Source organism: Desulfotomaculum copahuensis, from assembly GCF_001655685.1.
GTDB lineage: Bacteria > Bacillota > Desulfotomaculia > Desulfotomaculales > Desulfovirgulaceae > Desulfotomaculum_G > Desulfotomaculum_G copahuensis.
The window spans coordinates 39688-64402 of the sequence record NZ_LYVF01000013.1 but is presented as its reverse complement, the minus strand read 5'-3'; the positions used below and the strand labels follow the sequence as shown (position 1 = coordinate 64402).

The following is a 24715-nucleotide window of genomic DNA, read 5'->3' as shown; positions in this document are numbered from 1 at the left end:
TTGTCCAATCATGAAATAATCAACGCCTTTTGCGCCGCCTGGCCGGACCTCAATCCGGACGGGCAACTGGTGTGCTCACTGCAGGCCGCCGATCTGCCCGCTGTCTGCCGGTGGTGGCACGACCGGGCGCAGGCCCTGCTGGTGGACGCTTTTGCTCTGGCCGATCCCGTCTCGCCGGATGATTACCTGGTCCGCTATGTCTTTGATCTACCGGGTCTTGACGGCTTTGTCACCCTGTGCGCCCGGGTGGCGGGCCAACCGCCGGCTTATCCCGCCGTCAGCCTGGATATACACGCCGCCGACTGGTTTGAACGGGAGATTTATGAAATGTACGGCATTATTCCTCAAGGGCACCCGGCGCTGGGCGGCTTTATCCTGCGCAACCAGGGGGACGACGGCCCGTTTCCCCTGCGCAAAAACTTCCGCCGGGAGGATCGCCTGCCGGAGATGTCCTGCCTCCTCCGGCCCCACCCGGTGGAAGGGCGGGGGGTGTTTGAGATGCCCCTGGGGCCGGTTTATTCGGGGATCGCTGAAGCAGCCCATTTTGCCCTGACCTCCATTGGCGAGGAGGTTTTCTGGGTCAGCCCCCGGCTGTTCTACAAGCACCGGGGCCTGGAAAAAGCGGGGGAGGAAGTCCCGCTGGAAAAGGCGCTCCTGCTGGCGCAACGCATTTCCGGCATTGGCGCGGTGTCCGAATCCCTGGCCCTGTGCCGGGCGGTGGAAGCGGCCGCCGGCCTGGAGGTGCCAGCCCGGGCGCTTTATCTGCGTTCCATCCTGGCCGAGCTGGAACGGCTGTATAACCATATCGGCAACATCGCCGAAATTTGCGAATCCACTTCGCTGTCGGTGGGCGCGGCGCAGGGGTTCATGCTCCGGGAGCGGCTGTTGCGCCTGAACGCCCTGTTGACCGGCCACCGCTACCTGATGTACAGCATTTGCTATGGCGGCGTCCGGTGGGATCTGAACCTGGAAAAGATTTACCTGTTGCGGGATATATTAAAACCGCTGGCAGCGGATTTCCGGCACTGGTTTAAAATGCTGCTCAACACGGACAGCTTTTTGGACCGGCTGGAAAACATCGGCGTACTGGATGTGCACGACGCCCGGAACCTGTGCGCCACCGGACCAGTGGGCCGGGCCTCGGGCCTGGACCGGGACTGGCGCCGGGATCGCCCTTACGCTGCTTATAAGCGGGTGGATTTCGAGGTACCGGTGGAAACAGACGGTGACGGGCTGGCCCGGATGAAAGTGCGCGCCGCGGAAGTGGAGCAGTCCCTGGCCGTGCTGGCCCGACTGGCGGCGGAGCTGCCGGCCGGTCCGGCGGTAAATGACGCCCGGCCGCACCTGCCGGAGGGCGTCAGCGCCTGCGGCTGGTGCGAGGGTCCCCGGGGCGGCACATTGCACTGGGTGATGGCCGGTGAAAACAATCAGCTGTGGCGCTACCGCATGCGCACCCCGTCCCTGGCCAACTGGCACACCTATCCCCACGGGACGGAAGGATGCGCCTTCCAGGATTTCCCGATTATTCTGGCCAGTTTCGGCCTGTCCTTTGCCGAAAGCGACCGTTGAAGGAGGAATTTCGATGGCCAACTGGGTTTGGAAAGGATTGGGCAGCGGTGTGGTCACCACCCGCTACCCGCACCGGATGGAAGAGATCCCGGGGGGCTGGTCCGGCCTGCCGGTGGTGAAGGGAAACAACTGCCCGGCGGACTGCCGGCGGTGCGCTGCTGTCTGCCTGTCCGGCGCCGTGAGCATTGGCGGACCGGCCGGGCCGGTGATCGACTATATGCGCTGTATTTTCTGCCGCGCTTGCGTGGAAAACTGTCCCGGTGAAGTCCTGGTTTGGCGGAACGACTTCCGGCTGGCCCGGCCGGCCCGGCCGGGCGGACCGCCGCGCCGCCTTTCCCGGCGTTCCGTCTATATCCGCCACGTGGACACCGGCGCCTGCGAGTGCTGCCTGTGGGAGGTCAACGGTTTATCCAACCCGTACTATGACTTGCACCGGCTCGGTTTCTTTTTCGTCACCTCGCCCCGCCACGCCGACCTGTTGCTGGTTACCGGCCCGGTGACCCGGAACATGGCCGAAGCCCTGGACAAGGCTTACCGGGCCATGGCGGCGCCCAAACTGGTGGTGGCGGCCGGCGCCTGCGCCTGCAGCGGGCCGTTTGCCGGGATGAATTATGCGGCCCCCTATCGCCTGGCGGATCTGCTGCCGGTGGATGTGTTCGTCCCCGGTTGCCCGCCGGCGCCGCTGACCCTGCTGCACGGCCTGCTGCTGGCCGCCGGCCGGGCGGAAGAGGCGGGCGGGGAGATGGAATTGCGGGGGGATAAGACCGGTGCCGCCGGCAAATAGACCTGTGTTGGGGAATATTTTGGGCAAGGAGGTGCTTTTATGACCGGTCAAACCTGGTTGTTGATTATGACTGCCGTATCGTTGCTGGGCGCACTGCTCATGGCCGTGGTCACCGGCGGCCGGGCGGCGGTGGTTGTATCCATGGGCGCGGCGGTGCTGGCCTCGCTTTTCGGCCTGGCGGGCGCTGTGACGCTGGCGCTTGCCGGAAGCGGCGTTTTTTTGGCGGCCGCCGTATTACCGCCCCTGGGCACACTTTTGTTGCGCCCCGACGGCTTGTCACTGTTATTTTTTGTCCTGACCATGCTGATCTGGCTCTTTATCTCCATCTTTTCCCTGGATTATCTTCAAAAGTTCATCCCGCGCTACAACGTGCGGGGTTTCGGCGCACTGTACAACATTCTGTTCCTGGCGCTGGCCGTGACCACACTGGCCGGCGATCTGGTGACTTTTTTAATCGCCTGGGAAGTGATGACCGCCCTTTCCTATCTGTTGATTGTTTTTGAACACCGCAACCCGGAAACGACAAAGGCGGGCTTTTTCATGCTGGTGATGAGCGAAACCGGCTCGGTGCTGTTGATCGCCGCCTTCATCATGCTGCGCATCCATACCGGCCACTTTGATTTCGCCGGCATCGCCGCGGCCGCCGCTTCGCTGCCGGCGGCGGTGAAGAATGCGGTATTCATCCTGGCGCTGCTGGGCTTCGGCGTCAAGGTGGGCATTGTGCCGCTGTACGGCTGGTTTCCGCCGGCCTACGCCGCGGCGCCGGCCAATGTGGCCGCCGTCCTTTCCGGCGTGACGCTGAGTCTGGGTGTATACGGGCTGTGCCGGGTGATCCTGGATTTGCCGGGGGCGGCGCCCCTCTGGTGGGGGTTGGTCCTGCTGGTGCTGGGCGCTCTGACGGCCATCCTGGGCATTTTATACGCCCTGATGGAGCAGAACTTGAAGCGCATGCTATCCTTGAGCAGTGTGGAAAACACCGGCCTGATCCTGGTTGGACTGGGGGCGGCCATGGTCTATCGCACCGGCGGGTTGTATGTGCTGGCCGCACTGGCCGCCATTACCGCCCTGTATCACACGATCAACCATGCCGTCTACAAGACGCTTTTATTCCTGGGCGCCGGGGCGGTGGAATTCGCTACCGGCCGGCAGGACATGGACGGTTTGGGCGGCCTTTCACGCACCATGCCTTACACCACCCTGTTTTTTCTGGTTGGCTCGCTGTCCATTGCCGCCCTGCCGCCTTTCAACGGTTTCGTCAGCGAATGGCTGACCTTACAGACGCTTTTGTTGAGCTTTCATTTGCCGGATGTGCTGCCCAGGGTGGTCATGGCGGCCGCCGGGGTGATCCTGGCTCTGACCGCCGCCCTGGCCATAACCTGCTTCGTCAAGGCCTGCGGCACAACCTTTTTGGGCCGCGCCCGGCGCCCGGAAGCGGCCCGGGCGAGGGAAGCGGGCCCGTGCATGAAGCTGGGTATGGCCTTGCCGGCGGTTGCTTGCCTGCTCCTGGGCGTGCTGCCCACCCTGGTCATTCCCCGGCTGAACGGCCCGGCCTCCATCCTGGCCGGCGGCACGGCGGCGCAGCAGATGGTCCCGGCCGTTTTCAGCCAGCCGGAAAAGTTCAAAGACCTGGTCATGCTGGGCGGCGGTTTTCTGCGCGGCATCCTGCCGGCGCCGGGCGCCGTGGTGGTACCCACCGATCCGGGGTTCTCCAGCATATCGCCCACTTATCTGCTGGTGGCCCTGCCCCTGATGCTGCTTCTGGGCGCCGCCCTGGCCCGTATCTTCGGCGGCCGGACCGTACAGGAGAAAGGGCCGGTTTGGGCCGGCGGGGAAGAGCGCTTTGATCCGGCCCAGCAGTATACCGGTACGGCCTATTCCAACCCGGTGCTGGTGCTTTTCGGGTCCATTTACCGGCCGCGGGTGGACCTGGTGCGGCATTACCATGCGCAAAACAACTTCCGCCTGGCCACCGGCTACCAGCGCCAGATTTATTCGCCGGCCGAACGTTATCTTTATCGCCCGGCGGTCTGGCTGCTCTACAAGGGAGCCGGACTGTTGAGCTGGATTCAGTCGGGGCGGGTAAACCAGTACGTGGCCTATATGCTGCTTCTTCTGGCGGGCGCGTTGATTTACGCCGTCTGGTAAATGGCAGGCGGCCGTTGTCACCGGGATAGTTGCACATTTGGCGGGGTCCGGGTGCTGCCGGCGTTTTATGGCCGTGCAGCCGCGCCCGGCGTGCGGTAATTATGCCGGGGGGGGCGAATACGGAATGTGTCAGGTAAAAAAATCAGTAAGCGTGCCGATGATAATACGCCCGGCCATGCCGTGGAACTGCCGCCGCTGACGTACCCCCCATGACCAGCCCCATGCTGCGCGGGTCGATTTTTTCGTTGATATAACCCATGTTAAACCAGGAGTTCATAAAGGCCGAAAAAACCGACCAGCAAAAAAAAGAAAGGTTCATAAAATTTTTCCAGAACGTCTGTATCAATGCGATTGAGCAGCAGCGGGCCGATAAAGGCGCCGGTAACTGTACCCACTCCCAGTAAAATTACTATCTGCCAATTTATTAAACCAATGGCGAAGTGGGCGATGAAGCCGGTAATACCAATAGCCAGCAACACCATGAGCGAAGTTCCCACCACCTCTTTGGCTTTAAATCCAAGGGCATAAAGTCCGGCCAGAATGGGTGGAGTGCCGCTGATGCCCACCATGCCCGACATAATTCCGCCAAATAAACCGTAAAAAACGGCCAGGAGGTGCTGTGAAAAGGCCCGCGCGGACGAAACGGTATCAACAGTGGTTGTATACGTTTCTCTATCATGTCCGGTTTCCCCGTCGGCTACGGACGTCTGCGGGGTATTGACCCCGGATTGTTTTTTTCGTTTTAACATGGGCACCAGGATGGCCAGCAATATTAATCCTAAAATTTTTGTCTGGTAGGCCGGGGGTATCCAGGCAGAGCTATAGGAACCAATGACGGCTCCCGCCACTGCACCCAAAATTAACCAAAGTGCCACATTCACTTTGATATTGCCCTGGCGGTAATGGCTGGAAAAAGCCATTAGCGTGGTGGGAATGATTGTGGCCAGGGAAGTGGATGCAGCTATGGGCACCGGCAAGTGAAAAAGTCCGGTTAAAATGATTATATAAAATATACCGCCCCCGCCACCCATTAAAGAAACAAGAATACCAATGGCCAGACCGGCTACCGGGAGAAGAACTGGCATTAATATCACTCCAAAACAGTAATCCACATATTGGGCTGTATGTTTACCGGCGGAGTGCCGGCTAACAGTAATGAATCCCTTTAGATACATAATTAATAATATAACACTAAAAAACTTCATTGGCAAGCAAATGTTTAGGTAAACAAAATAAACCGTCTCTCAGGAAAAAACCCCTACATTCGTGGGGGGACTCATCTCCAATCCAAATTCCCGCTGCTGCGACGCCAGGCTCCTGCAGGAAATGTCCGGCAGGAGCTTTTTAACTACGCCGGTTTGCCCTTAGGAAGAACTTGACAGAAATGCTGTTGGTGATAAAATAATTCGTAAGGTGAAATATACGGTGGGCAATTAATCCATGTACAAAGGATGGAAACAGTGACGGGATGACCGGCAAATTCAAGACAACGTGCCTGTAACCGGAAACCGGCCGCTGCCATTTGGTGCCGGAATACGGTTAAAGTACGGGAAAAACGGGGGGATAGGATGATGAGCGGAGAAGAACGCACTTACGACATGCGCATGTTCAAAGACACCTTTGAGTATGAATTTACCTACCTGAACGGCTTTTTGCGCAATGCGCGCCGGCTTGCCGGCCGGCCGGCACTCACCTGTCCTTTGCGTGAAAAAACCTGGACCTACGCCGAACTGAACCGTGAGTGCAACCGGCTGGCCCATGCCCTGCTGGCCGACGGGGTGGGTAAAAACGATGTGGTCATGTACCAGTTGCTGAACGGGGCGGAGTTCGTTTTTCTCTACCTGGCCCCGCAGAAAATAGGCGCCATCAACTGCCCGGTTAATTTCCGGCTTGCGGACGGGGAAACTGCCTTCATTATTGACGACAGCAGGCCGGCCGTATTTTTTTATGACGTGGAATTCAAGGAAACGGCGGAAAGTGCGCTGGCCATGGCCGGACACAAACCCCGCCGGGTGGTGATGGTGGATCCGTGGGGGCGGGGCGAGCCTTTTGCCGGTTCGATCACCTATGAGGAATACGTAAGCGGCAGACCCGTCGATGATCCCGGCATCCCGCGCCCCATGCATATATACGACGAGACCACCCGGCTCTACACTTCCGGAACCACCGGCCGTTCCAAGGGGGTGCCCATCAACAATATAAACGACGTCCTGTCCGCGCATGATGTAATCATGCACTTTCCCCTGTCACCACTGGATAAGACGATGAATATGAGCTCGTGGTTCCACCGCGGCGGCTTGTATTCCGGCGGCCCCAACCCCACCTTGTACGCGGGCGGGGAAGTGGTGGCGCTCAGGCAGTTCAGGCCCCGCACATGCCTGGATTACGTGGAAAAGTACGGCATCACCTTTCTGATCGGCGCCCCGCCCATGCTCAAGCTGCTGCACGACTTCCAGCTCAAAAACCCCAGGGACCTGGGCAAGTTGAAGGGCATTGTGACCATGGGCGCACCGCTGGAAAAAGAAGCCTGTATCAAGTTCCAGCAGGTGCTCACACCGAACATTTTCAACGGTTACGGCACTTCCGAAGCCTTCTGGAACACCTTTTTGCGGCCGCACGACCTGCCGCGGATGGCCGGTACGGCCGGACGCGCCTGCACGGACGACGACGTAAGGGTGGTGAAAATCCACCCGGACCGGCGCGCCGAACCGGATGATTTTGCGTCCAGGGACAATCAGGAGGCCGGTGAAATAATTGTCAAGGCGCCGGCCAAAACCACCTACAGTTATGTGAACAACCCGGCGGAAAGTGAACGGGTTTTTTACAAGGGCTGGATTTACATCGGTGACGTGGGCACCTGGGACGAAAACGAGTATATTACCGTGGTGGGGAGAAAGGATGATATAATCATTTCGGCCGGGGAAAACATCCATCCGGTTCAGGTGGAAGAGGTGCTCAACGAACATCCCAAGGTGAAGGAATCGGTGGTCACCGGCGTGCCCGACGAAGTCCGCGGCGAGGCCGTGGCGGCCTATGTGGTCAAGGCGGATCCCTCGCTTACGGCAAAGGAATTGGACGAGCATTGCCGCAGCCACCCGATGCTGGCCATGTATAAAAAACCGCGCTTTTACCGTTTTGTGGATGAGTTGCCCTACACGGGTACGGGTAAAAAGATCCACTACAAGGTAAAAGAGCAAGCCGCCGGCGATCTGCGGGCGGGACTGCTGGAACGGGCCTGAACGCCGCCGCGTAGCGGCGGTGGAAGGTGGTTGTCGTACCAGAAGAGCAAGCAAATACGGTCCGGAAACAAACACGGCGTAGACGGGGCAAGTGAAACGGCGGCGCGAATCGCGCGCCGGAAAAGATCACCGGATTCCCCGGATTTGCGCTTGGAAAACGGGTGCCATTGAAAGCCGGCGGAAATTGCGCGTAATATGTAGCGTTGTCAGGTTTGTTCCGAAGCTATACCGGTGTTTTGCCGATCGGGAGCATTTTGTGGGTTGGGAGATGATTTTTATATGCAACAGCGGTATCCCTGTTGCCGGTTTGAAATGGAAGTGGCCTGGGGTGACTGCGACGCCGCCGGCATCACCTACTATGCCCGGTACTTTGACTGGTTTTCCAACGGGCGCATTCAGCTCTTTAAAAAATACGGTCTTCCCTATATGAGCACCTTTCACCGGCAAAATGTCAATATGGTGGCCCTGGAAGCCGGCTGCCGCTACCGCCGGTCATTATGGCCGGAAGAGGCGGTTAGCCTGGAAACCGTCCTGGATACGCTGACCAGGACGAGAATCGGGTTTAAGTATACGATATTTAAAACGGACGGGTCGCCGGCCGCCGGGGGGTTCACCGTCCACGCCTATGTGGATGAAAGGGGTAAACCCTTTGACATTAAAAAACGACACCCGGCTCTGTGGGCAAAAATGAATGCTGTTTTTCCCGGCACAACTGAAAGCTAATACGCCGGCCCCGGACGAAATACCGGCGAAGTATTTGCGCAATGCGGTAACCAAAACAGGTCAGGTGGACATAATCTGATTACGCTTGAAAATGTTGGTGGATGCAGCGAAACAGGCCGGCCGGCTGCAGACAATACCAGGGGGTGGAGAGATGCGGGAACGCGTGGTGATTACCGGTATGGGAGCGGTGACCCCGGTCGGCATTGGTGTCGAAAGCTACTGGCACAACCTGTTGCAGGGCAAATGCGGGGTTGGTTATATTTCGCGTTTCGACACCAGTCACTTACCGGTCAAAATCGGCGCCGAAGTGCTGGACTTCCGGGCGGAAGATTTTTTACCCAAAAAACTGCTCAAAGAAACGGATCTATTCATGCAGTTCGCTCTGGCCGCGGCCCGGGAAGCACTGCAGGACAGCGGCCCCGCCGGTGCCCCGGAACGGATGGGAGTGGTCCTGGGCACCGCCGTGGGGGGTATCGCCACCATCGCAGAATCCCAGGAGAAGCTCTGCCGCACCGGCTCCGTCCGCATCAGCCCGCACTTCATGCCGCGCATACTGGGCAACGTGGCCGCGGCGCAAATCGCCATCGCCCACGGACTGACCGGACCCAGCCTGACCGTAGGCACCGCCTGCTCGGCCGGGGCCGATGCGGTGGGTATGGCGGTCATGCTTTTGCAGCGGGGGGAGGCCGACGTGATGCTGGCCGTGGGGGCGGAATCCATTCTCTGCCCGCTGGTTATTGCCGGACTCCACGCCGCCCGTGCCCTTTCCACCCGCAACGGCGCTCCGGAAAAGGCCAGCCGGCCCTTTGACCGCCGGCGGGACGGTCTGGTGATGGGTGAGGGCGCCGGCGCAGTGGTTCTGGAAACCTTTTCCCACGCCCGGCGCCGGGACGCCCGCATCCGGGCGGAATTGACCGGTTACGCCAATTATGGCGACGCTTATCATGTTACGGCGCCCGAACCGGGCGGGCGGGGAGAAATCCTGTGCATGCGCAGGGCTTTGGAAAGAGCCGGCCTGACGCCCGGGGAAATCGATTATATCAACGCCCACGGCACCTCCACCCCCCTCGGTGACCGGGTGGAAACGCTGGCCGTCAGGGCTGTTTTTGGTGCTTTGGCGGCGCAAATTCCCGTCAGCTCCACCAAGGGCGCCACCGGACACCTGATGGGCGCGGGCGGGGTGACCGAGTTGATTGCCTGTGTGAAAGCGATTGAGGAAGGTATGGTGCCGCCCACCATCAATTACGATGAGCCGGACCCGGAGTGCGATCTGGATTACGTGCCCAACCATCCCCGCCGGGTGCATGTGCGGGCGGCCATGTCCAATTCCTTCGGCTTCGGCGGTCAGAACGCCTGCCTGGTGGTACGCCGCTATATTTAACGGTAAAGTCAGGCGGCAAAATGCCGCACGACGCTGAACAAGCCTTCTGTTATGTGGCGGTGAAAGGGGTACACGGTCCGGAATCCGGCACTTGAATAACACCGCCCCGTCTGGCGGCCGATCAGGTGACGCGTTTGGCGTTAACTTTTACCACGTGTACCAATAATGATAAACAAAAGGCAGTAAACAACAAAAATCCAATCAGCGAAACAACTCCCGCCCATCCGCAACGGCTCCAGAAAAGTCCCCCGGTTGTTCCCACCAGGCTGGAGCCGGCGTAGTAAAAAAGCAGGTACAAAGACGACGCCTGCGCCTTGCTGTCAGTGCCGGCCCGTTTGCCCACCCAGCCGCTGGCAACGGAATGGCTGCCGAAGAAACCGAAAGTAAAAATGGCGATGCCAATTATTTTAATGATTAAAACGCTGTCGAGGGTGAGCAAGGCGCCGGAAAACATAATGGCAATGCCTGCTTTCAATACTTTCGCCCGGTTGGTGCGGTCGGCCAGCCCGCCCATCCAGGCGGAACTGAAAGTACCGGTCAGGTAGACCAAAAAGATCAGCCCGGCAACGGTTTGACTCAAATTATAAGGCGGGGCCATCAATGGATAGCCGATATAATTGTATAAGGTCACAAATGCGCCCATCAGGATAAAGCCGAGGCAATAAAGGGGCAGCAGGCCGGGCGTCCGCAAATTCTTGAACAGGGCAAAAAACGTTGTTTGAACCGTATTTTTGCGGGGAGAAAAATGACGTGACTCCGGCAGCATCCGCCAGAAGAAAAAACTGACCAGCAGGTTGATCGCGCCGAGTATGCCCAGCGCAGTATGCCAGGTGAAGAGATCGGTAAGCGCGCCGGTGATAATGCGCCCGGCCATGCCGCCGAAACTGGTGCCGCTGACGTAAATCCCCATCACCAGGCCCGTGCTGCGCGGGTCGATTTCTTCGTTGATATAACCCATCGCTATGGCGGGAAATCCGGCCAGAAAAACTCCCTGCAGCAGACGGGTCAGAAGCAACATGGTAAAACTGCGGGTAAAGGCCGTAAAAATTGAAAGCACGGCTGAAAAGAGCAGGGATGCGGTCATAACCGGTTTGCGCCCGGTTAGATCCGATATGGCCGGCGCAACCAGCATAAAAACAGCCAGGGCGCCGGTGGCCAGTGACAGCGACAAGCTGCCGACGGCCGGCGTTACGTTGAATTCCCTTGAAATGGCCGGTATGAGCGGCTGCGTGCTGTAAAGGGCGGCAAAGGTGACAAAGCTGCCCAGAAACAATGCCGAAATGGCCCGGCCGTACTGTCCGCTGCCCGGCTCTATATATTCCAAGATTGAACACACCTTTTCCGGAACCTGAAAATTCGCAGAAGGACTCCCTGCCGTATGTGCTTCGATAACTAAATTCTATTTTCCTGCCGCCGGGTATGCTATAATATTTTTGAGCTGAAAACCTTTACCGGGATGAAAGGTTCGCGTTTATAAACGCGAACCTTTAAAAAATGCGGCCGTAGCCGGCGGAAAATGTCCCCGGGCGGTCGTTGCCCGGAGCGGGGAAACAACGTGGAAATAGGGAAAGAAAGGTTTTGAAACGGAGATAATGTGAAAAATGATGATCAACCGCTCAGCGCCGGGAGCAAAGGCGGTAATACCGGTTTAACAAAGTATCCAGCTTCTGGCTGATCAGCAGCCGTTCCGATTTTTCCGCTGTTTTGTATAACCGCAGCCGGGTTTGTTCGATCCTGTCGAGGAGATCGGACAGCTTTCTTTGTTTTCTGCCGTCCGGCGTATTCAGGCAAAGCAAAGTGGAATGCAGTCCGATCATGGTCCAAGCCTCCTTTCCTATTAGTAATTATAACTCATGACATAGGAAAACATTGTCGAAAATAGGTGAAAAGTAATAAAAATTTTGGCGGAGGGTAAAAATTGACCGACATACATTGGCATTATCTGCCGGTGCTGCAGCAGCTCGTTCTTTCCCTCGGCCTGGGGCTGCTGCTGGGCCTGGAGAGGCAGCGCTCGGGAAAGGAAATCGGACTGCGTACATTTGCTTTTGTGTCTTTGATCGGCACTCTTTCCCGCATGCTTTCCGTGACGGTGAACATGGTGGCCCTGGGTGTGGTGGGTATAATCATCTTGATTATGAACGTGCAGTCTCTCTACCGGCGACGGGGAGCCGAGATTACCACCTCCGCCGCCCTTTTCCTGGCCGCCCTGGACGGCACGCTGATCGCCACCGGACAGGTTTTCACCCCCATTGCGGTGACCATCCTGATCATGATGCTGCTTTCCTTTAAAGAAGAACTGGTCGAGTTCACCACCCACCTGTCCCGGAGCGAAGTACACGCCGCGATTACTTTTGGCGTCCTGGCCTTTGTGATTATGCCGGTGCTGCCCACCGGCACCGTGGATCCGTGGGGACTGGTGGATCCGCGCAAAGTCTGGCTGATTGTGGTCCTGCTCTCGGCCATCGCCTTTCTCAACTATATCCTGCTGCGCCTGTACGGGTTGAAAGGGATTGCCTATACGGGTTTTTTGGGCGGTCTGACCAACAGCACGGTGACCGTGGTCCAGATCGCCACCAGGGCGCGCGAAGGCAGGGGAACCATGAACGGTTTCGCCCTGCGGGGGATTATGCTGGCCAATGCGGCCATGTTTTTGAGAAACCTGGTGATCATGGCCCTGCTCGCCCCGCGAGTGCTATATCTGGCCGGTTTTTCCCTGCTCCTGATGATCCTGGTCAGCGCAGCTCTGGCCTGGCAGGTAAAGGCGGAAGAAGGCGGGCGCCTGCCTGAAATCACCGTCTCCTCACCCTTTTCGCTCAAAATGGCCCTGCAATTCGGCCTGTTGTTCCTCGCCCTGACTGTTGTGGGCGGGCTGGCCCAGCGCATGCTGGGCTCCCTGGGGTTCTACGCCGTCAGCCTGGCCGGCGGCCTGATCAGCAGTTCCTCGGTTACGGCCACGGCCGCGTCCCTGGCCGGGCACGGAAATCTTCCCGCCGCTACGGCCGCTGTGGGCGTGGCGCTGACCTCCCTGGTCAGCTGCGGAGTGCACCTTCCCCTGGCCTGGCGCGTAAGCAGGGGGGTCAACCTGGGGCGCCGGATGTTTATTTATACTATCATCGTGATTGCCGCCGGATTGGCCGGTATCCTGTTCAGCGTCCGGCACGGTTTTCCGGCCGTCTGGCGGTAGGGCGGGCGGGTTGCCGCAGGCCGCCCGGGCGGCGCGATAGGGCCGGCCCGGCTTTACTTCCCCTTTGCAAAAAATCCCTTGACAAAACAGCCTGTTCTATGATAACTTACCAACTAGCAAGGGTTTCAGCCGAGAGATAGTTGAGCAAAAGCAGAGTGGAGCAGAGCTGAGATGAGTCGTGGCGCGTCTTTTCGACTGACCGCCGGCGTTCATTTGAGCGCCGGTTTTTTGCGTTTTTGATTATGGTGGCGGGGGGCTTTGATTATGTTTTACCCGGCGGAAGAAGAATATATATCCTTGAGCGGTGAATTCAACCTGGTGCCGGTGAGCCGGGAGTACACGGCGGACATGGAGACGCCGGTCACCGTCTTTAACAAGCTGTCCGGTTCCGGCCCCCGTTTTTTGCTGGAAAGCGTGGAAGGCGGGGAGCGGCTGGCCCGCTATTCGTTTATCGGACTGGAGCCGTTGCTGGTTTACACCCACCGGGGAAAGCACGGGCGGGTCGAACGGCCGGCGGCGGAAAACATGCCTGTTATTGAAGACGTTGACGGTGATCCCTTTGCATTGATCGAGCAGCTGATGCGCTACTTCCGGGGTCCGGCACTGCCCGGCCTGCCCCGTTTTTACGGCGGCGCGGTGGGCTATTTCGGCTACGATCTGGTGCGCCACCTGGAAAAGTTGCCCGCGGCGGCCAAAGACGACCTGTGCTTGCCTGATTGCAGCATTGTCTTCAGCGGTACGCTGCTGGTGCTGGATCACGTCCGGCACACCCTGCGCGTGGTGATCAATACGTTGCCCGGGGATGACCCGGCGAAATCTTACCGCCGGGCGACGGAGCGCATTGAGCGGATCTATGACCGGTTGGTCCGGCCGGAAGCGGGTGACCCGGCCGGTGATTTATACACCCCGGATGGCGCCGCCGCCCTGCCGGACGGACGGCAGGCCGGCCGGGCGATGTCTTGCGGTGGTGCGGTGGCCGGCGGCGCGCATGGGCAGGCCGGCGGCGCATCCGCGACGGGCGTTGCTCGACCGGTGGAGGCGCTGTTCGAGCCAACCGGGCCGCAGCTGTTGTCCGGGGACGGCGCCGTGTCCGCCAACCTTTCCCGGGGGCAGTTCATGGAACTGGTCCGGCGGGGGCAGGAATATATCCGCCAGGGGGATATTTTACAGGTGGTGTTGTCCCAGCGCCTGCAGGCGCCCTATGCCGGACAGCCCTTTCAGGCCTACCGGCGCCTGCGGCGGATCAACCCCTCGCCTTATATGTATTACCTTGACCTGGGCGAAGTGGTTGTAGCCGGCGCTTCCCCCGAAATGCTGGTGCGGGTGGAGGGGGGCGAAGCGGAAACCCGTCCGATTGCCGGCACGCGACCGCGCGGCCGGGATGCCGTCGCAGACGGGGCGCTGGTGGAAGAATTGCTGGCCGACGCCAAGGAGCGGGCGGAACATGTCATGCTGGTCGATCTGGGCCGCAACGACCTGGGGCGGGTGTGCGTGCCGGGCAGTGTGGAAGTGCCGCAGTTCATGGCGGTGGAGAAATATTCCCACGTTATGCACCTGGTTTCGGCGGTGAAGGGGAAACTTGCCCCCGGGCGGCCGGCTTTTGACGCATTAAAGGCCTGTTTTCCCGCCGGCACGCTCTCCGGCGCGCCCAAGGTGCGGGCGATGGAGATTATCGACGAACTGGAACCGGTGCGCCGCGGCCCTTACGGCGGTGCGGTGGGCTACCTGGGATACAACGGCAACCTGGACACGGCGATCACCATCCGCACCATTGTCTTTCACCGCGGCCGCGCTTATGTGCAGGCCGGGGCGGGCATCGTGGCTGATTCCGATCCGGAAGCGGAATATGACGAAACAATGAACAAAGCGCGCGCGCTTTTGCAGACACTGGCCGAAGCGGCACCGGAACCTGTTCCGGCCCGCGGGTGAACCGGTGCGGTGAATGGGCAAGCGTATGCCGCCCGCCCGGAGACGGGGAAAGTTGTTGCCGTGCCAACCCGGCGGTGTGCCGTCCGGGGTTGGTCACGGCCCGCTTCCGGAGGGCCGGAGACTTGTTTCAGGGACGCGCTCCCCTGGGCGTCCCGCTGATTTTAGATGGTGGCAGGGAAAAGAGATTTGGAGGGAGGGAGTATTTTTGACCGGATCAGCAGCGTTTTATCCGGATCAGTATTCTTTCACGCCGGCACGGCCGGTGCATTTGCTGGTCATTGACAACTATGACTCCTTTACTTACAACCTGGTGCAGTATTTTGGACAGTTGGGGGCGCCGCTGACCGTGCGGCGCAATGATCAGATCACCCTGCAGGCAATTCCGGCTCTGAACATCACTCATCTGATCATTTCCCCCGGTCCGGGCAATCCGGATCAGGCGGGGGTTTCACTGGCCGCCATTCGACACCTGGCCGGCCGGATCCCGGTGCTCGGCGTGTGCCTGGGCCACCAGGCCGTCGGGCAGGCTTTCGGCGGGCGGGTGGTGCGGGCGGCGCGGCTGATGCACGGCAAAACCTCGGCCGTGCACCACGACGGCCGGACCATCTTCACCGGCCTGCCCGACCCCCTGACGGCCACCCGCTACCACTCGCTGCTGGTGGAGCGGGAAAACCTGCCGGACTGCCTGGAAATCAGTGCCTGGACGGACAGCGGGGAAATCATGGGGCTGCGCCACCGGGAATTTACCGTTGAGGGGGTGCAGTTTCATCCCGAGTCCATTCTCACCGAATGCGGGCATGAACTGCTGCAGAATTTTTTAAACCTGCGCTCCGGCCGGCGGGAGCGGCCGGCGGTATCCGGGTGATTGTGCCGGGCGAAGACGGCAAAATCCGGCGCCGGCGCCGGCTTGCCCCGGTCGCGGGGTCCGGCGGATCCCCGGGGCGGTTATTGCCGGGTCCAAATCCATGTCCGGCGGAGCCGGGGAGAGATGCAGATCTCCGCGGCACAGCGGCCGGGGCAGGGGTAACGGGGCCGTGCCTTTGATCCGGCCGCCTGAGTCCGGCTAACAGCTGAGAGGAGTGGAGCAAAGATGATCAAAGAAGCCATCAACCGCGTGGTGGCCGGCGGCAGCCTGGATGAAGAAGAAGCGGAACGGGTAATGGAGGATATCATGGGCGGCCGGGCCAGTGCGGCGCAGATTGCCGCCCTGCTCACCGCCCTGCGCTTGAAGGGTGAGACGGTGGCGGAGATCACCGGCTTTGCCCGGGTGATGCGCCGGTTGGCCACCCCCGTACGCTGCCGCTTTCCGGTGGCGGTGGACACCTGCGGCACCGGCGGCGACGGGGCCGGCACCTTCAACATCTCTACCGCGGCCGCCCTGGTCATTGCCGGCGCGGGCGTACCGGTGGCCAAACACGGCAACCGCTCCGCCAGCAGCCGCTGCGGGTCGGCCGACGTGCTAGAGACGCTCGGGGTGCACCTGGATCTGCCGGCGGCGGCGCTGGAGGGATGCCTGGAGGAAGTGGGCATGGCCTTCCTTTTCGCCCCGGCGCTGCACAAGGCCATGAAGCACGCCGCCGGTCCGCGGCGGGAGATCGGCATCCGCACCGTCTTCAACGTACTCGGCCCGCTGACCAACCCGGCCGGCGCCGGAGCCCAGGTGCTCGGGGTTTACAGTCCGGAACTGGTGCCCCGCCTGGCCCGGGTGTTGTGCCGTTTGGGGGTGCGGCGGGCCTTTGTCGTGCACGGGGCCGGCGGCCTGGATGAGGTTTCCCCGGCCGGTCCGGCGCAGGTATCCGAGGTTGATGAAGGCGCAGTAAGAGACTTTACGCTGGATCCGGCCGCCTGCGGCCTGCCGCGGGCGCCGGTGGAGGCGCTGGCCGGCGGCGGTGCGGAAGAAAATGCCGCCATCATCCGCGAGATCCTGTGCGGCGTCACCGGACCGCGGCGGGATGCGGTGTTGATCAACGCCGCCCTGGGGTTGGTGGCCGCCGGGGCGGCGGCGGACATTCCGGGCGGGCTGGCCCTGGCGGCGCAAAGTATTGACAGCGGGGAGGCGCAGGCCAAACTGGAAGCCCTGATCGACTACACCCGCCGGGCGGCCAGACAGGTGGCCAGTTTATAGGCATCCGCCGCTGTTATAAAAGCGTCCGGTCAACCCTTTCCCGGCTGCATGCCGGTTGGTCCGTTGGAGGATGTCAAAATGATTCTGGACCGTATTATCGCCCAAAAAAAACGGGAGGTGGCCCGGCGCAGGGAATTGCGGCCGGTGGGGGAACTGGAAAAGGTGCTCGCCGGCCTGCCGCCCGCCCGGCCGTTCAAACCGGCGTTACGCCAACCGGGCCGGGTCGCCCTGCTGGCCGAAATCAAGCGCGCCTCTCCCTCGCGGGGGTGGCTTTGCCCGGGCCTGCGGCCGGCGGCTCTGGCCCGGCTTTATGAGCAGGCCGGGGCGGCCGCGCTGTCGGTGCTTACGGACAATTATTTTTTCCGCGGCCACGCCGCCTTTCTGCCCTTGATCAAGCGGCGGGTGAGGCTGCCTGTTTTGCGCAAGGACTTTATCATCGATCCTTATCAGCTGTATGAATCCCGCTGCCTGGGGGCGGACGCCGTGCTGCTCATTGCGGCCGCCCTGTCACCGGAACAGATGCCTGCCCTTTTCCGGTTGGCCGGCGGGCTGGGCCTGGCCTGTCTGGTGGAAGCGCATACCGGGGAGGAAGTGCAGCGGGCGCTGGACGCAGGTGCGGAAATCATCGGCATCAACAACCGCGATCTGCGCACCTTTCACACGGATTTGTCCACCACCTGCCGGTTGCGGGAACTGATCACCGCTCCTTCGGTGGTGGTGGTCAGTGAAAGCGGCATCGCCACCCGGCGGGATGTACTCGCTCTGGCCGCCTGCGGCGTGGACGCCGCTTTGGTGGGGGAGGCGCTGGTCACGGCTTCTGATGTAACCGGACGGATCGGGGAGTTGTTCGGTGCGGCCGACGGCCGCACGCAGTTACTTCCGTCAGGTCAGGCCGCGGAAGAGCACGCAGAAGACCATGGAAATGCCGAAGGCCAGGACAACCAGATTCAAGATGGAGTGAAAGAAATTGGTGAAGCCGGCCAGGATGAATAACGGCCCGAGCACCAGGAAAGTGTTGCGCACCTTGCAGGTTAACATAAAACAGCCGCCCTTCCTGTAAATAGTCTGTTCCATTATAGCATTAAAATCTGCCTGTTCGGAAGACCATTCAACATAAACGCCGGTCTTTGGCCGCGGCACGGGGAAAACCGGCGCTGTCCGGCCGTACCCGTAAAAAGCGTATTCCGGGGGCGGTGCAGCCGTGAAGCGGCCGTGGCGCCGGAATGGCGAAAGCCTTTTTGCGGCCGGGCATTGCCTGCTTCGTCCGTGACAATAGCGATCGATTTCAACGCCCTGGCGTCCGGACGGTTTGTCAAGCGCTCAAATTTTGTTCCTGGAGGTTGAAAAGGTGGTCAAAGTGAAAATCTGCGGCCTCACCGACCTGGAAACGGCCCTTTTTGCCGCCGCGGCCGGCGCCGCCGCCCTCGGTTTTGTCTTCGCCCCGGGCCGGCGGCGCGCCGGCCCGGAGCAGGCCCGCCTGATCTGCCGCGCCCTGCCGCCTTTCGTGTCCCGGGTGGGGGTGTTTGTGGACGCGCCCCTGCCGGAGGTGGCCCAAATGGTGGACTACTGCGGCCTGGACGCGGTGCAGCTGCACGGCAGTGAGCCGCCGGACTACTGCCGCGCCCTGGGCGAACGGGTGCGGGTGATCAAAGCCTTCCGGGTCGGAGGGGCGGGACTGCCGGCGGACATGGGGGACTACCCGGTGGCGGCCGTGCTTCTGGATACGCTGGTGCCCGGCCGGGCCGGAGGAAGCGGGCGGGCCTTCGACTGGCGGTTGGCGCAGAACACCGGACTGAAAACGCCTTTGATCCTGGCCGGCGGCCTGACACCGGAAAATGTGGCCCGGGCCGCGGCGCTGGTCAAGCCGTACGCGGTGGACGTGAGCAGCGGTGTGGAAACGGACGGGCGCAAGGACCGGAAAAAAATAGCCCGTCTGATCAGGGCGGCCGGGGAGGCGGGTTCAGCGCCGCTTCAAATGTGAAAAATGACTGCTTTAGAAGGTGGTGGCCGGACCGGGGAAGCGAGCTTCTACGGTCCGGAAACGAAACACGGCGGTGCTTTCGGTAAGCGCACCGGCAGCCCGAACCGGACCGGAGCATTGGAGAGACGAGGTGCAACAACACCAGCCTTTTTCAAAGGAGGAAGAACCATGCTGCCCGACACACGGGGTTATTTCGGCAAATTCGGCGGGCGTTTCGTGCCCGAGACGCTGATGCCCGCCCTGACGGAACTGGCGGACGCCTACAAGGACGCCCGGGCGGATCCGCAATTTCACGAGGAACTGAACTATTACCTGGCCCAGTACGTGGGGCGGCCTTCACCCCTGTATTTCGCCGCCCGTTTGAGCGCACACTGCGGCGGGGCGCGCATCTACCTGAAGCGGGAAGATCTCAACCACACCGGCGCGCACAAGATCAACAACACCATCGGCCAGATCCTGCTCGCCCGCCGCATGGACAAAAAGCGCGTGATCGCCGAAACCGGCGCCGGGCAGCACGGGGTGGCCACCGCCACCGCCGCCGCCCTGTTCGGCCTGGAGTGTGCCGTCTACATGGGCGAAGAGGACACCGCCCGCCAGGCCTTGAACGTCTACCGCATGCGCATCCTGGGTGCGGAGGTGGTGCCGGTGAAAGCGGGCAGCCGCACACTGAAGGACGCTATGAACGAGGCCATGCGCGACTGGGTGACCAATGTTGAAACCACCTACTACCTGGTGGGTTCGGTGGCCGGTCCCCACCCCTATCCGCAGATGGTGCGCGATTTCCAGCGGGTGATCGGCCTGGAAACACGCCGCCAGGTGCTGGAGCAGACCGGACGGCTGCCCGATGCCATCGTAGCCTGCGTGGGCGGGGGGAGCAACGCCATGGGCATTTTCCATCCCTTCCTGGAAGATGCTCCGGTGCGCCTGGTGGGAGTGGAGGCGGCCGGCGCCGGCCTGGAAACCGGCAAACACGCCGCCACCTTGAACCGCGGCCGGCCGGGCGTGCTGCACGGCTCGCTGAGCTATGTCCTGCAGGACGGAGACGGCCAGATCAACCTGGCCCACTCGGTTTCCGCCGGCCTGGACTACCCCGGCGTGGGGCCGGAACACAGCTTTTTGAAAGACTCCGGCCGGGTTGCCTACACCGCGGTCACCGACCGGGAAGCGCTGGCGGCCTTTCACCTGCTCTGCCGCACCGAGGGAATCATTCCGGCGCTGGAAAGCGCCCACGCCCTGGCCGAAGCGGTGCGCATGGCGCCGCAAATGCCGGCGGACGCCGTGCTGGTGGTGAACCTTTCCGGGCGGGGGGATAAAGATGTGGAAACAGTGGCCGCACTGGAAGATCAAGAAGGGGGTGAACAGTAATGACGGCAGTGAACCGGATCAGCCGCTGTTTTGACGAACTGGCCGCCCGGCGGGAAAAGGGGCTGATTGCCTATATCTGCGCCGGGGATCCCGATCTGGACACCACCGTGCGTCTGGTGGAAGCGATAGCCGCTGCCGGGGCGGACCTGGTGGAACTGGGCATCCCTTTTTCCGACCCGGTGGCCGACGGTCCGTCCATCCAGCGCGCCGCCGCGCGCGCCCTGGCCGGCGGGGTGAAAGTGGCGCAGATCATCGCTGCGGCTGCGCGGATCCGCCGGCGCACGGATGTGCCGCTGATCTTCATGACCTATTACAATCCCGTTTTACAGTACGGCCTGGAAGAATTTGTGCGGGACGCCGCGTCGGCCGGTGTGGACGGCCTGATTGTGCCCGACCTGCCGCTGGAGGAAGCCGGGGCGCTGCTGGCGCCGGCCGGTGGCGCCGGACTGGCACTGATCCCGCTGGTCGCCCCGACCACCACGCCGGAGCGGCTGCAGGCCATCTCCGCCGCCGCCCGGGGCTTTGTCTACTGCGTTTCGGTCACCGGCGTCACCGGCGCCCGGCAGGAAATCCACACCGACCTGGCGAAGTTTACCGGGCGGGTGCGCGCATACACCGGCCTGCCCCTGGCCGTCGGTTTCGGCATCTCCGGTCCGGCCGCGGCCGCCCGGGTGGCTCCCTGCTGCGACGCCGTGGTGGTGGGCAGCGCCATTGTCGACCGGGTGGCGGCGGCCGCGGACAGCGACCCGGTGCCGGCGGCGGCCGGCCTGGCCGGTGAGATTAAAAGCGCGCTGGTGAATTTATAAGGGGGTTCGGGTTTTGCCATCCTTTCAGCTGGCCGGCCGGGAGCACCGGCCGGCAGACACCGTCATTGATCTGGGCACCTGCCGCGCCGGCGGCCCCCGGGTGCTCATTATCGCCGGGCCGTGCGCCGTGGAGGGTGAAGAACAGATGCTTTCCCTGGCCCGTACGTTGAAGGAGATGGGCGCGCACGTGCTGCGGGGCGGCGCTTTCAAGCCGCGTACCTCGCCCTATTCTTTTCAGGGCCTGGGGGAGGAGGGCCTGCGCATTCTGGCCCGCGCCCGGGAATACACCGGCCTGCCCGTGGTCAGCGAGGTCACGGACGTCAGATACCTGGAAAAAGTCTGCACCTATTGCGACATCATTCAAATCGGCAGCCGCAACATGCAGAATTTCGCCCTGCTCAAAGCGGCCGGCCGCATCAACCGGCCGGTGCTGTTAAAGCGCGGTTTGGCCGCCACCATCGAGGAATGGCTGCTGGCGGCGGAATATATACTGAGCGAGGGCAACCGGCGGGTGATCTTGTGCGAGCGCGGCATCCGCACATTTGAAACCTACACCCGCAACACCCTGGATATCAACGCCGTGCCGGCGGTGAAGGAGCTTTCCCACCTGCCGGTGATCGTCGACCCCAGTCACGGCACCGGCCGGCGCTCCCTGGTCGGGCCGGTCTCCCGCGCGGCGGTGGCGGCCGGCGCCGACGGACTGATGCTGGAAGTGCATGCGGATCCGGCCCGGGCGCTGTCGGACGGCAAACAGTCCCTGGAGCCCGGGCAGTTCGCCGCTTTATTGAACGAACTGCGCCCCCTGGCCGCCGTCCTGGGCCGGCGCCTGGACGGAGAATAAGGAAAACCATTGCCGGTTTGCGGATTTCTCCCGGCTAAAAGCCTTCTCCGGGGGCCGGACAGGGAGAAAGGAAAAATCATTGCCAGCGGCAGTAATCTATGGTAACATAAATTTTGTAGAATGGTTGCAGGACGGCAGTACGGCAGGGGGAGGCGATGCGATTTTTCTTGAAAGGCACTCCTCTGGGGTGCCTTTGTCTGATTTTGGGGGTAAAATAAACGCAAGGCAGGCAGGATGGAGGTAAACAGATGATTATTGTGATGAGCCATAATGCTTCCGCCCGGGAGGTGGAAGCGGTTTTGAAGCGGCTGGAAAACACCGGTTTCAAAGTGCATCTTTCGGAGGGCGTGGAGCGCACGATCATCGGCGCCATCGGCGACCGCACCCGCCTCGGGGATATGGGACTGGAAGCCATGAGCGGCGTGGAAAAGGTGGTGCCGGTGTTACAGCCGTACAAGCTGGCCAGCCGGGCCTTTCACCCCGGCGATACAGTGGTTACGGCGGGCAATATCGCCATCGGCGGCGGGCAGATCCAGGTCATGGCCGGTCCCTGTGCGGTGGAAAGCAGGGAACAATTGCTGGAAGCGGCGCACCAGGTTAGGGAGGCCGGGGCGACCATCTTGCGCGGCGGTGCTTTCAAGCCGCGCACCTCGCCTTATTCCTTCCAGGGTCTGGAGGAAAAAGGCCTGGAACTGCTGGCCGAGGCCCGGGAGGCGACCGGCTTGAAAATCGTGACCGAAGTGATGGACGCCCGTACGCTGCCCCTGGTGGCCGCTTATGCGGATATTTTGCAAATCGGCGCGCGCAACATGCAGAATTTCTTTTTGCTGCGGGAAGTGGCTACTGTGGACAAACCGGTTCTATTGAAGCGCGGCCCCTCGGCCACGATTGAAGAGTGGCTGATGGCGGCGGAGTACATCATGGCCGGGGGCAACCACCGGGTCATCCTCTGCGAGCGGGGCATCCGCACTTTTGAAAATTACACCCGCAACACGCTGGATGTTACAGCGGTGCCGGTGGTCAAATATTTGAGCCACCTGCCCGTAATCGTGGACCCCAGCCACGGTATCGGCAAATGGCGTTTTGTCCCGGCCATGGCCCGGGCGGCCGTCGCCGCCGGGGCAGACGGCCTGCTGATCGAGGTGCATCCCGATCCGGCGCACGCCTTGTGCGACGGGCCGCAGTCACTGACCCCGGAAAACTTCGCCGCCCTGATGGAGGATGTGCGCCGGGTGGCCGCACTGATGGACCGGGGGGTCGGGCGGCGGGAGGTGTGCGGCGCCCGCGGTGAAAATCGTAATGTTGGTGGCTGAGGGGAATGCATCCGGTTTTTCCTTCCGGTTCCATTGTCCGGTCCCACAGGCGGTGGCAATAAGGTTTCCAGGTTATTGGTTGGAATGGTGCAGGCAGTACAAAGCAGGTGAGTATGGTTGTTTGAAAAAGTATCAATTATTGGTGTCGGACTGATCGGCGGTTCCCTGGGTATGGCCCTGTGCGGCCGCAAACTGGCCCGCCGGGTGACCGGCGCCGACCCGGACCCGGAAAACCGGCGCCTGGCGCTGGAGCGGGGCGCGGTGCACCAGGTCTGCGCGGATCCGGGTGAGGCGGTGCGCGGGGCGGAACTGGTGGTGCTGGCCACGCCGGTGGGTTGCACCATGACGGTGCTGGCGGAAATACTGCCCCGCCTGGAGCCCGGTACGGTGGTCACGGACGTGGGCAGTGTGAAAGCGTCCATTGCGGCGCGGGCCGCCGCCATGATGCCGGACGGCGTCTGGTTCGTGGGCGGCCATCCGATGGCCGGTTCGGAGCAGACGGGCTGCGCCGGCGCCGATCCGTTTCTTTTTGAGAACGCCTATTATATCATCACCCCCGCCCGGGACGTCCCGGAGGCGGTATTAAAGCGCATGCAGGCACTGATTGCCGGCGTGGGCGCCCGGATGGTGCGCATGCATCCGGAGGAGCACGACCGGGCGGTGGCCGCCGTCAGCCACCTGCCCCACCTGATTGCGGCAACCCTGGTCAATACCCTGGCCATCCTGCCCGACCGGGATGATTTCCTGCCCCTGGCGGCGGGCGGTTTCCGGGACACCACCCGGGTGGCCGCCAGCGGCGCCGCCATGTGGCGGGACATTTTTCTGGCCAACCGCCGGGCGGTGCTGGATGTGCTGGCTGTTTTCCGCCGGCAGCTGCAGGCGCTGGAGGATGCCGTCGGCGCCGGGGACGGCCCGGCCATCGCGGACCTGCTGGAGCGGGCCAGGCAGGTGCGCCATTCCCTGCCCGCCCGGGCGCGGGGTTATCTGCCCGCCCTTTTTGAACTGGTGGCCACCGTACCCGACCGGCCGGGCATGATTGCCGATCTGGCCGCCCCCCTGGGCCGGGCCGGGATCAACATCACCGACATTGAAATCCTGCGGGTGCGGGAAGGCGAGGGGGGCACCATCCGGCTTGCTTTCGCCACGGAGGAGGACCGCGACGCCGCCGTGGCCGTATTGAAAAAAGAAGGCATCCAGGCGGCGGGCCGGTAGAAGTGCACAAGGAAGGTTGCCTTTAACGGCCATGATTTTTTGAACACAACACGCAAATTAAAAAAGTTTGTTTATGCGGTTTCAGTTGACCAATTTTACGGTAAAAACCGGCTTTTTA

Annotated in this window: 20 protein-coding genes; 17 read left to right on the top strand and 3 right to left on the bottom strand. The window is 61.7% G+C overall.

The window, feature by feature from the left end; translation table 11 throughout:
- From A6M21_RS01620 to A6M21_RS01610, 3 genes are read left to right on the top strand one after another with little or no spacing between them, the layout of a single operon-like run.
- A complete protein-coding gene (locus A6M21_RS01620; protein ID WP_066666159.1) occupies positions 1-1569 on the top strand; it encodes a hydrogenase large subunit in 1569 nt (522 codons plus the stop codon).
- Positions 1570-1582: 13 nt separating this feature from the next.
- Complete coding sequence (locus tag A6M21_RS01615) at positions 1583-2353, top strand: NADH-quinone oxidoreductase subunit B family protein (RefSeq protein WP_066666158.1); 771 nt, start codon at positions 1583-1585, stop codon at positions 2351-2353.
- 39 nt (positions 2354-2392) lie between these two features.
- Positions 2393-4498, top strand: coding sequence for a proton-conducting transporter transmembrane domain-containing protein (locus A6M21_RS01610; RefSeq protein ID WP_066666157.1), 2106 nt, complete (start codon positions 2393-2395; stop codon positions 4496-4498).
- 260 nt (positions 4499-4758) lie between these two features.
- On the opposite strand, the gene A6M21_RS01605 is transcribed toward A6M21_RS01610, so the two are convergent.
- The gene (locus A6M21_RS01605) at positions 4759-5583 is read right to left on the bottom strand and encodes a sulfite exporter TauE/SafE family protein (protein ID WP_066666277.1); all 825 of its coding nucleotides are present in this window, start codon (positions 5581-5583) and stop codon (positions 4759-4761) included.
- A 486-nt stretch (positions 5584-6069) separates the two neighbouring features.
- Between A6M21_RS01605 and A6M21_RS01600 the strand changes: the two genes are divergently transcribed.
- The 3 genes from A6M21_RS01600 to fabF all read left to right on the top strand — a co-directional run bounded on the left by A6M21_RS01600 (position 6070) and on the right by fabF (position 9841).
- Positions 6070-7737, top strand: coding sequence for a class I adenylate-forming enzyme family protein (locus A6M21_RS01600; RefSeq protein WP_151191749.1), 1668 nt, complete (start codon positions 6070-6072; stop codon positions 7735-7737).
- 279 nt (positions 7738-8016) lie between these two features.
- Positions 8017-8460 carry an acyl-CoA thioesterase gene (locus A6M21_RS01595; RefSeq protein ID WP_151191748.1) on the top strand — a complete coding sequence of 148 codons (444 nt, stop codon included), beginning with the start codon at positions 8017-8019 and terminating at the stop codon, positions 8458-8460.
- 151 nt (positions 8461-8611) lie between these two features.
- Positions 8612-9841: a beta-ketoacyl-ACP synthase II gene (gene fabF, locus A6M21_RS01590; protein ID WP_066666155.1), complete on the top strand. Its 1230-nt coding sequence runs from the start codon at positions 8612-8614 to the stop codon at positions 9839-9841.
- A gap of 121 nt (positions 9842-9962) precedes the next feature.
- Here fabF and A6M21_RS01585 read toward each other — a convergent pair whose 3' ends face one another.
- Together A6M21_RS01585 and A6M21_RS01580 are read right to left on the bottom strand one after the other, a co-directional pair.
- Positions 9963-11165, bottom strand: coding sequence for an MFS transporter (locus tag A6M21_RS01585; RefSeq protein WP_066666154.1), 1203 nt, complete (start codon positions 11163-11165; stop codon positions 9963-9965).
- A gap of 292 nt (positions 11166-11457) precedes the next feature.
- Positions 11458-11658, bottom strand: a complete 201-nt coding sequence (locus A6M21_RS01580; RefSeq protein WP_066666153.1) for an aspartyl-phosphate phosphatase Spo0E family protein — start codon at positions 11656-11658, stop codon at positions 11458-11460.
- 101 nt (positions 11659-11759) lie between these two features.
- Between A6M21_RS01580 and A6M21_RS01575 the strand changes: the two genes are divergently transcribed.
- The 11 genes from A6M21_RS01575 to A6M21_RS01525 all read left to right on the top strand — a co-directional run bounded on the left by A6M21_RS01575 (position 11760) and on the right by A6M21_RS01525 (position 24597).
- A complete protein-coding gene (locus A6M21_RS01575; protein ID WP_066666152.1) occupies positions 11760-13025 on the top strand; it encodes an MgtC/SapB family protein in 1266 nt (421 codons plus the stop codon).
- 264 nt (positions 13026-13289) lie between these two features.
- Positions 13290-14954, top strand: a complete 1665-nt coding sequence (locus tag A6M21_RS01570; RefSeq protein WP_066666151.1) for an anthranilate synthase component I family protein — start codon at positions 13290-13292, stop codon at positions 14952-14954.
- A 268-nt stretch (positions 14955-15222) separates the two neighbouring features.
- Positions 15223-15819 carry an anthranilate synthase component II gene (locus tag A6M21_RS01565; RefSeq protein WP_066666275.1) on the top strand — a complete coding sequence of 199 codons (597 nt, stop codon included), beginning with the start codon at positions 15223-15225 and terminating at the stop codon, positions 15817-15819.
- A 225-nt stretch (positions 15820-16044) separates the two neighbouring features.
- Complete coding sequence (trpD, locus tag A6M21_RS01560; protein ID WP_066666150.1) at positions 16045-17079, top strand: anthranilate phosphoribosyltransferase; 1035 nt, start codon at positions 16045-16047, stop codon at positions 17077-17079.
- A 78-nt stretch (positions 17080-17157) separates the two neighbouring features.
- Positions 17158-18072: an indole-3-glycerol phosphate synthase TrpC gene (trpC, locus tag A6M21_RS01555; RefSeq protein WP_078060317.1), complete on the top strand. Its 915-nt coding sequence runs from the start codon at positions 17158-17160 to the stop codon at positions 18070-18072.
- A 355-nt stretch (positions 18073-18427) separates the two neighbouring features.
- Positions 18428-19060: a phosphoribosylanthranilate isomerase gene (locus tag A6M21_RS01550; protein WP_066666274.1), complete on the top strand. Its 633-nt coding sequence runs from the start codon at positions 18428-18430 to the stop codon at positions 19058-19060.
- 168 nt (positions 19061-19228) lie between these two features.
- The gene (gene trpB, locus A6M21_RS01545) at positions 19229-20425 is read left to right on the top strand and encodes a tryptophan synthase subunit beta (protein ID WP_066666148.1); all 1197 of its coding nucleotides are present in this window, start codon (positions 19229-19231) and stop codon (positions 20423-20425) included.
- Positions 20425-21231, top strand: a complete 807-nt coding sequence (gene trpA / locus A6M21_RS01540) for a tryptophan synthase subunit alpha (RefSeq protein WP_066666147.1) — start codon at positions 20425-20427, stop codon at positions 21229-21231. Before trpB ends, trpA begins: the two co-directional genes overlap by 1 nt.
- Before the next feature lie 13 nt (positions 21232-21244).
- On the top strand, positions 21245-22072 hold the full coding sequence (aroF, locus tag A6M21_RS01535) for a 3-deoxy-7-phosphoheptulonate synthase (RefSeq protein WP_066666146.1): 828 nt from the start codon (positions 21245-21247) through the stop codon (positions 22070-22072).
- 248 nt (positions 22073-22320) lie between these two features.
- Positions 22321-23385: a 3-deoxy-7-phosphoheptulonate synthase gene (gene aroF / locus A6M21_RS01530; protein WP_066666145.1), complete on the top strand. Its 1065-nt coding sequence runs from the start codon at positions 22321-22323 to the stop codon at positions 23383-23385.
- Positions 23386-23502: 117 nt separating this feature from the next.
- Positions 23503-24597 carry a prephenate dehydrogenase gene (locus A6M21_RS01525; RefSeq protein ID WP_066666144.1) on the top strand — a complete coding sequence of 365 codons (1095 nt, stop codon included), beginning with the start codon at positions 23503-23505 and terminating at the stop codon, positions 24595-24597.
- Positions 24598-24715 lie beyond the last annotated feature (118 nt).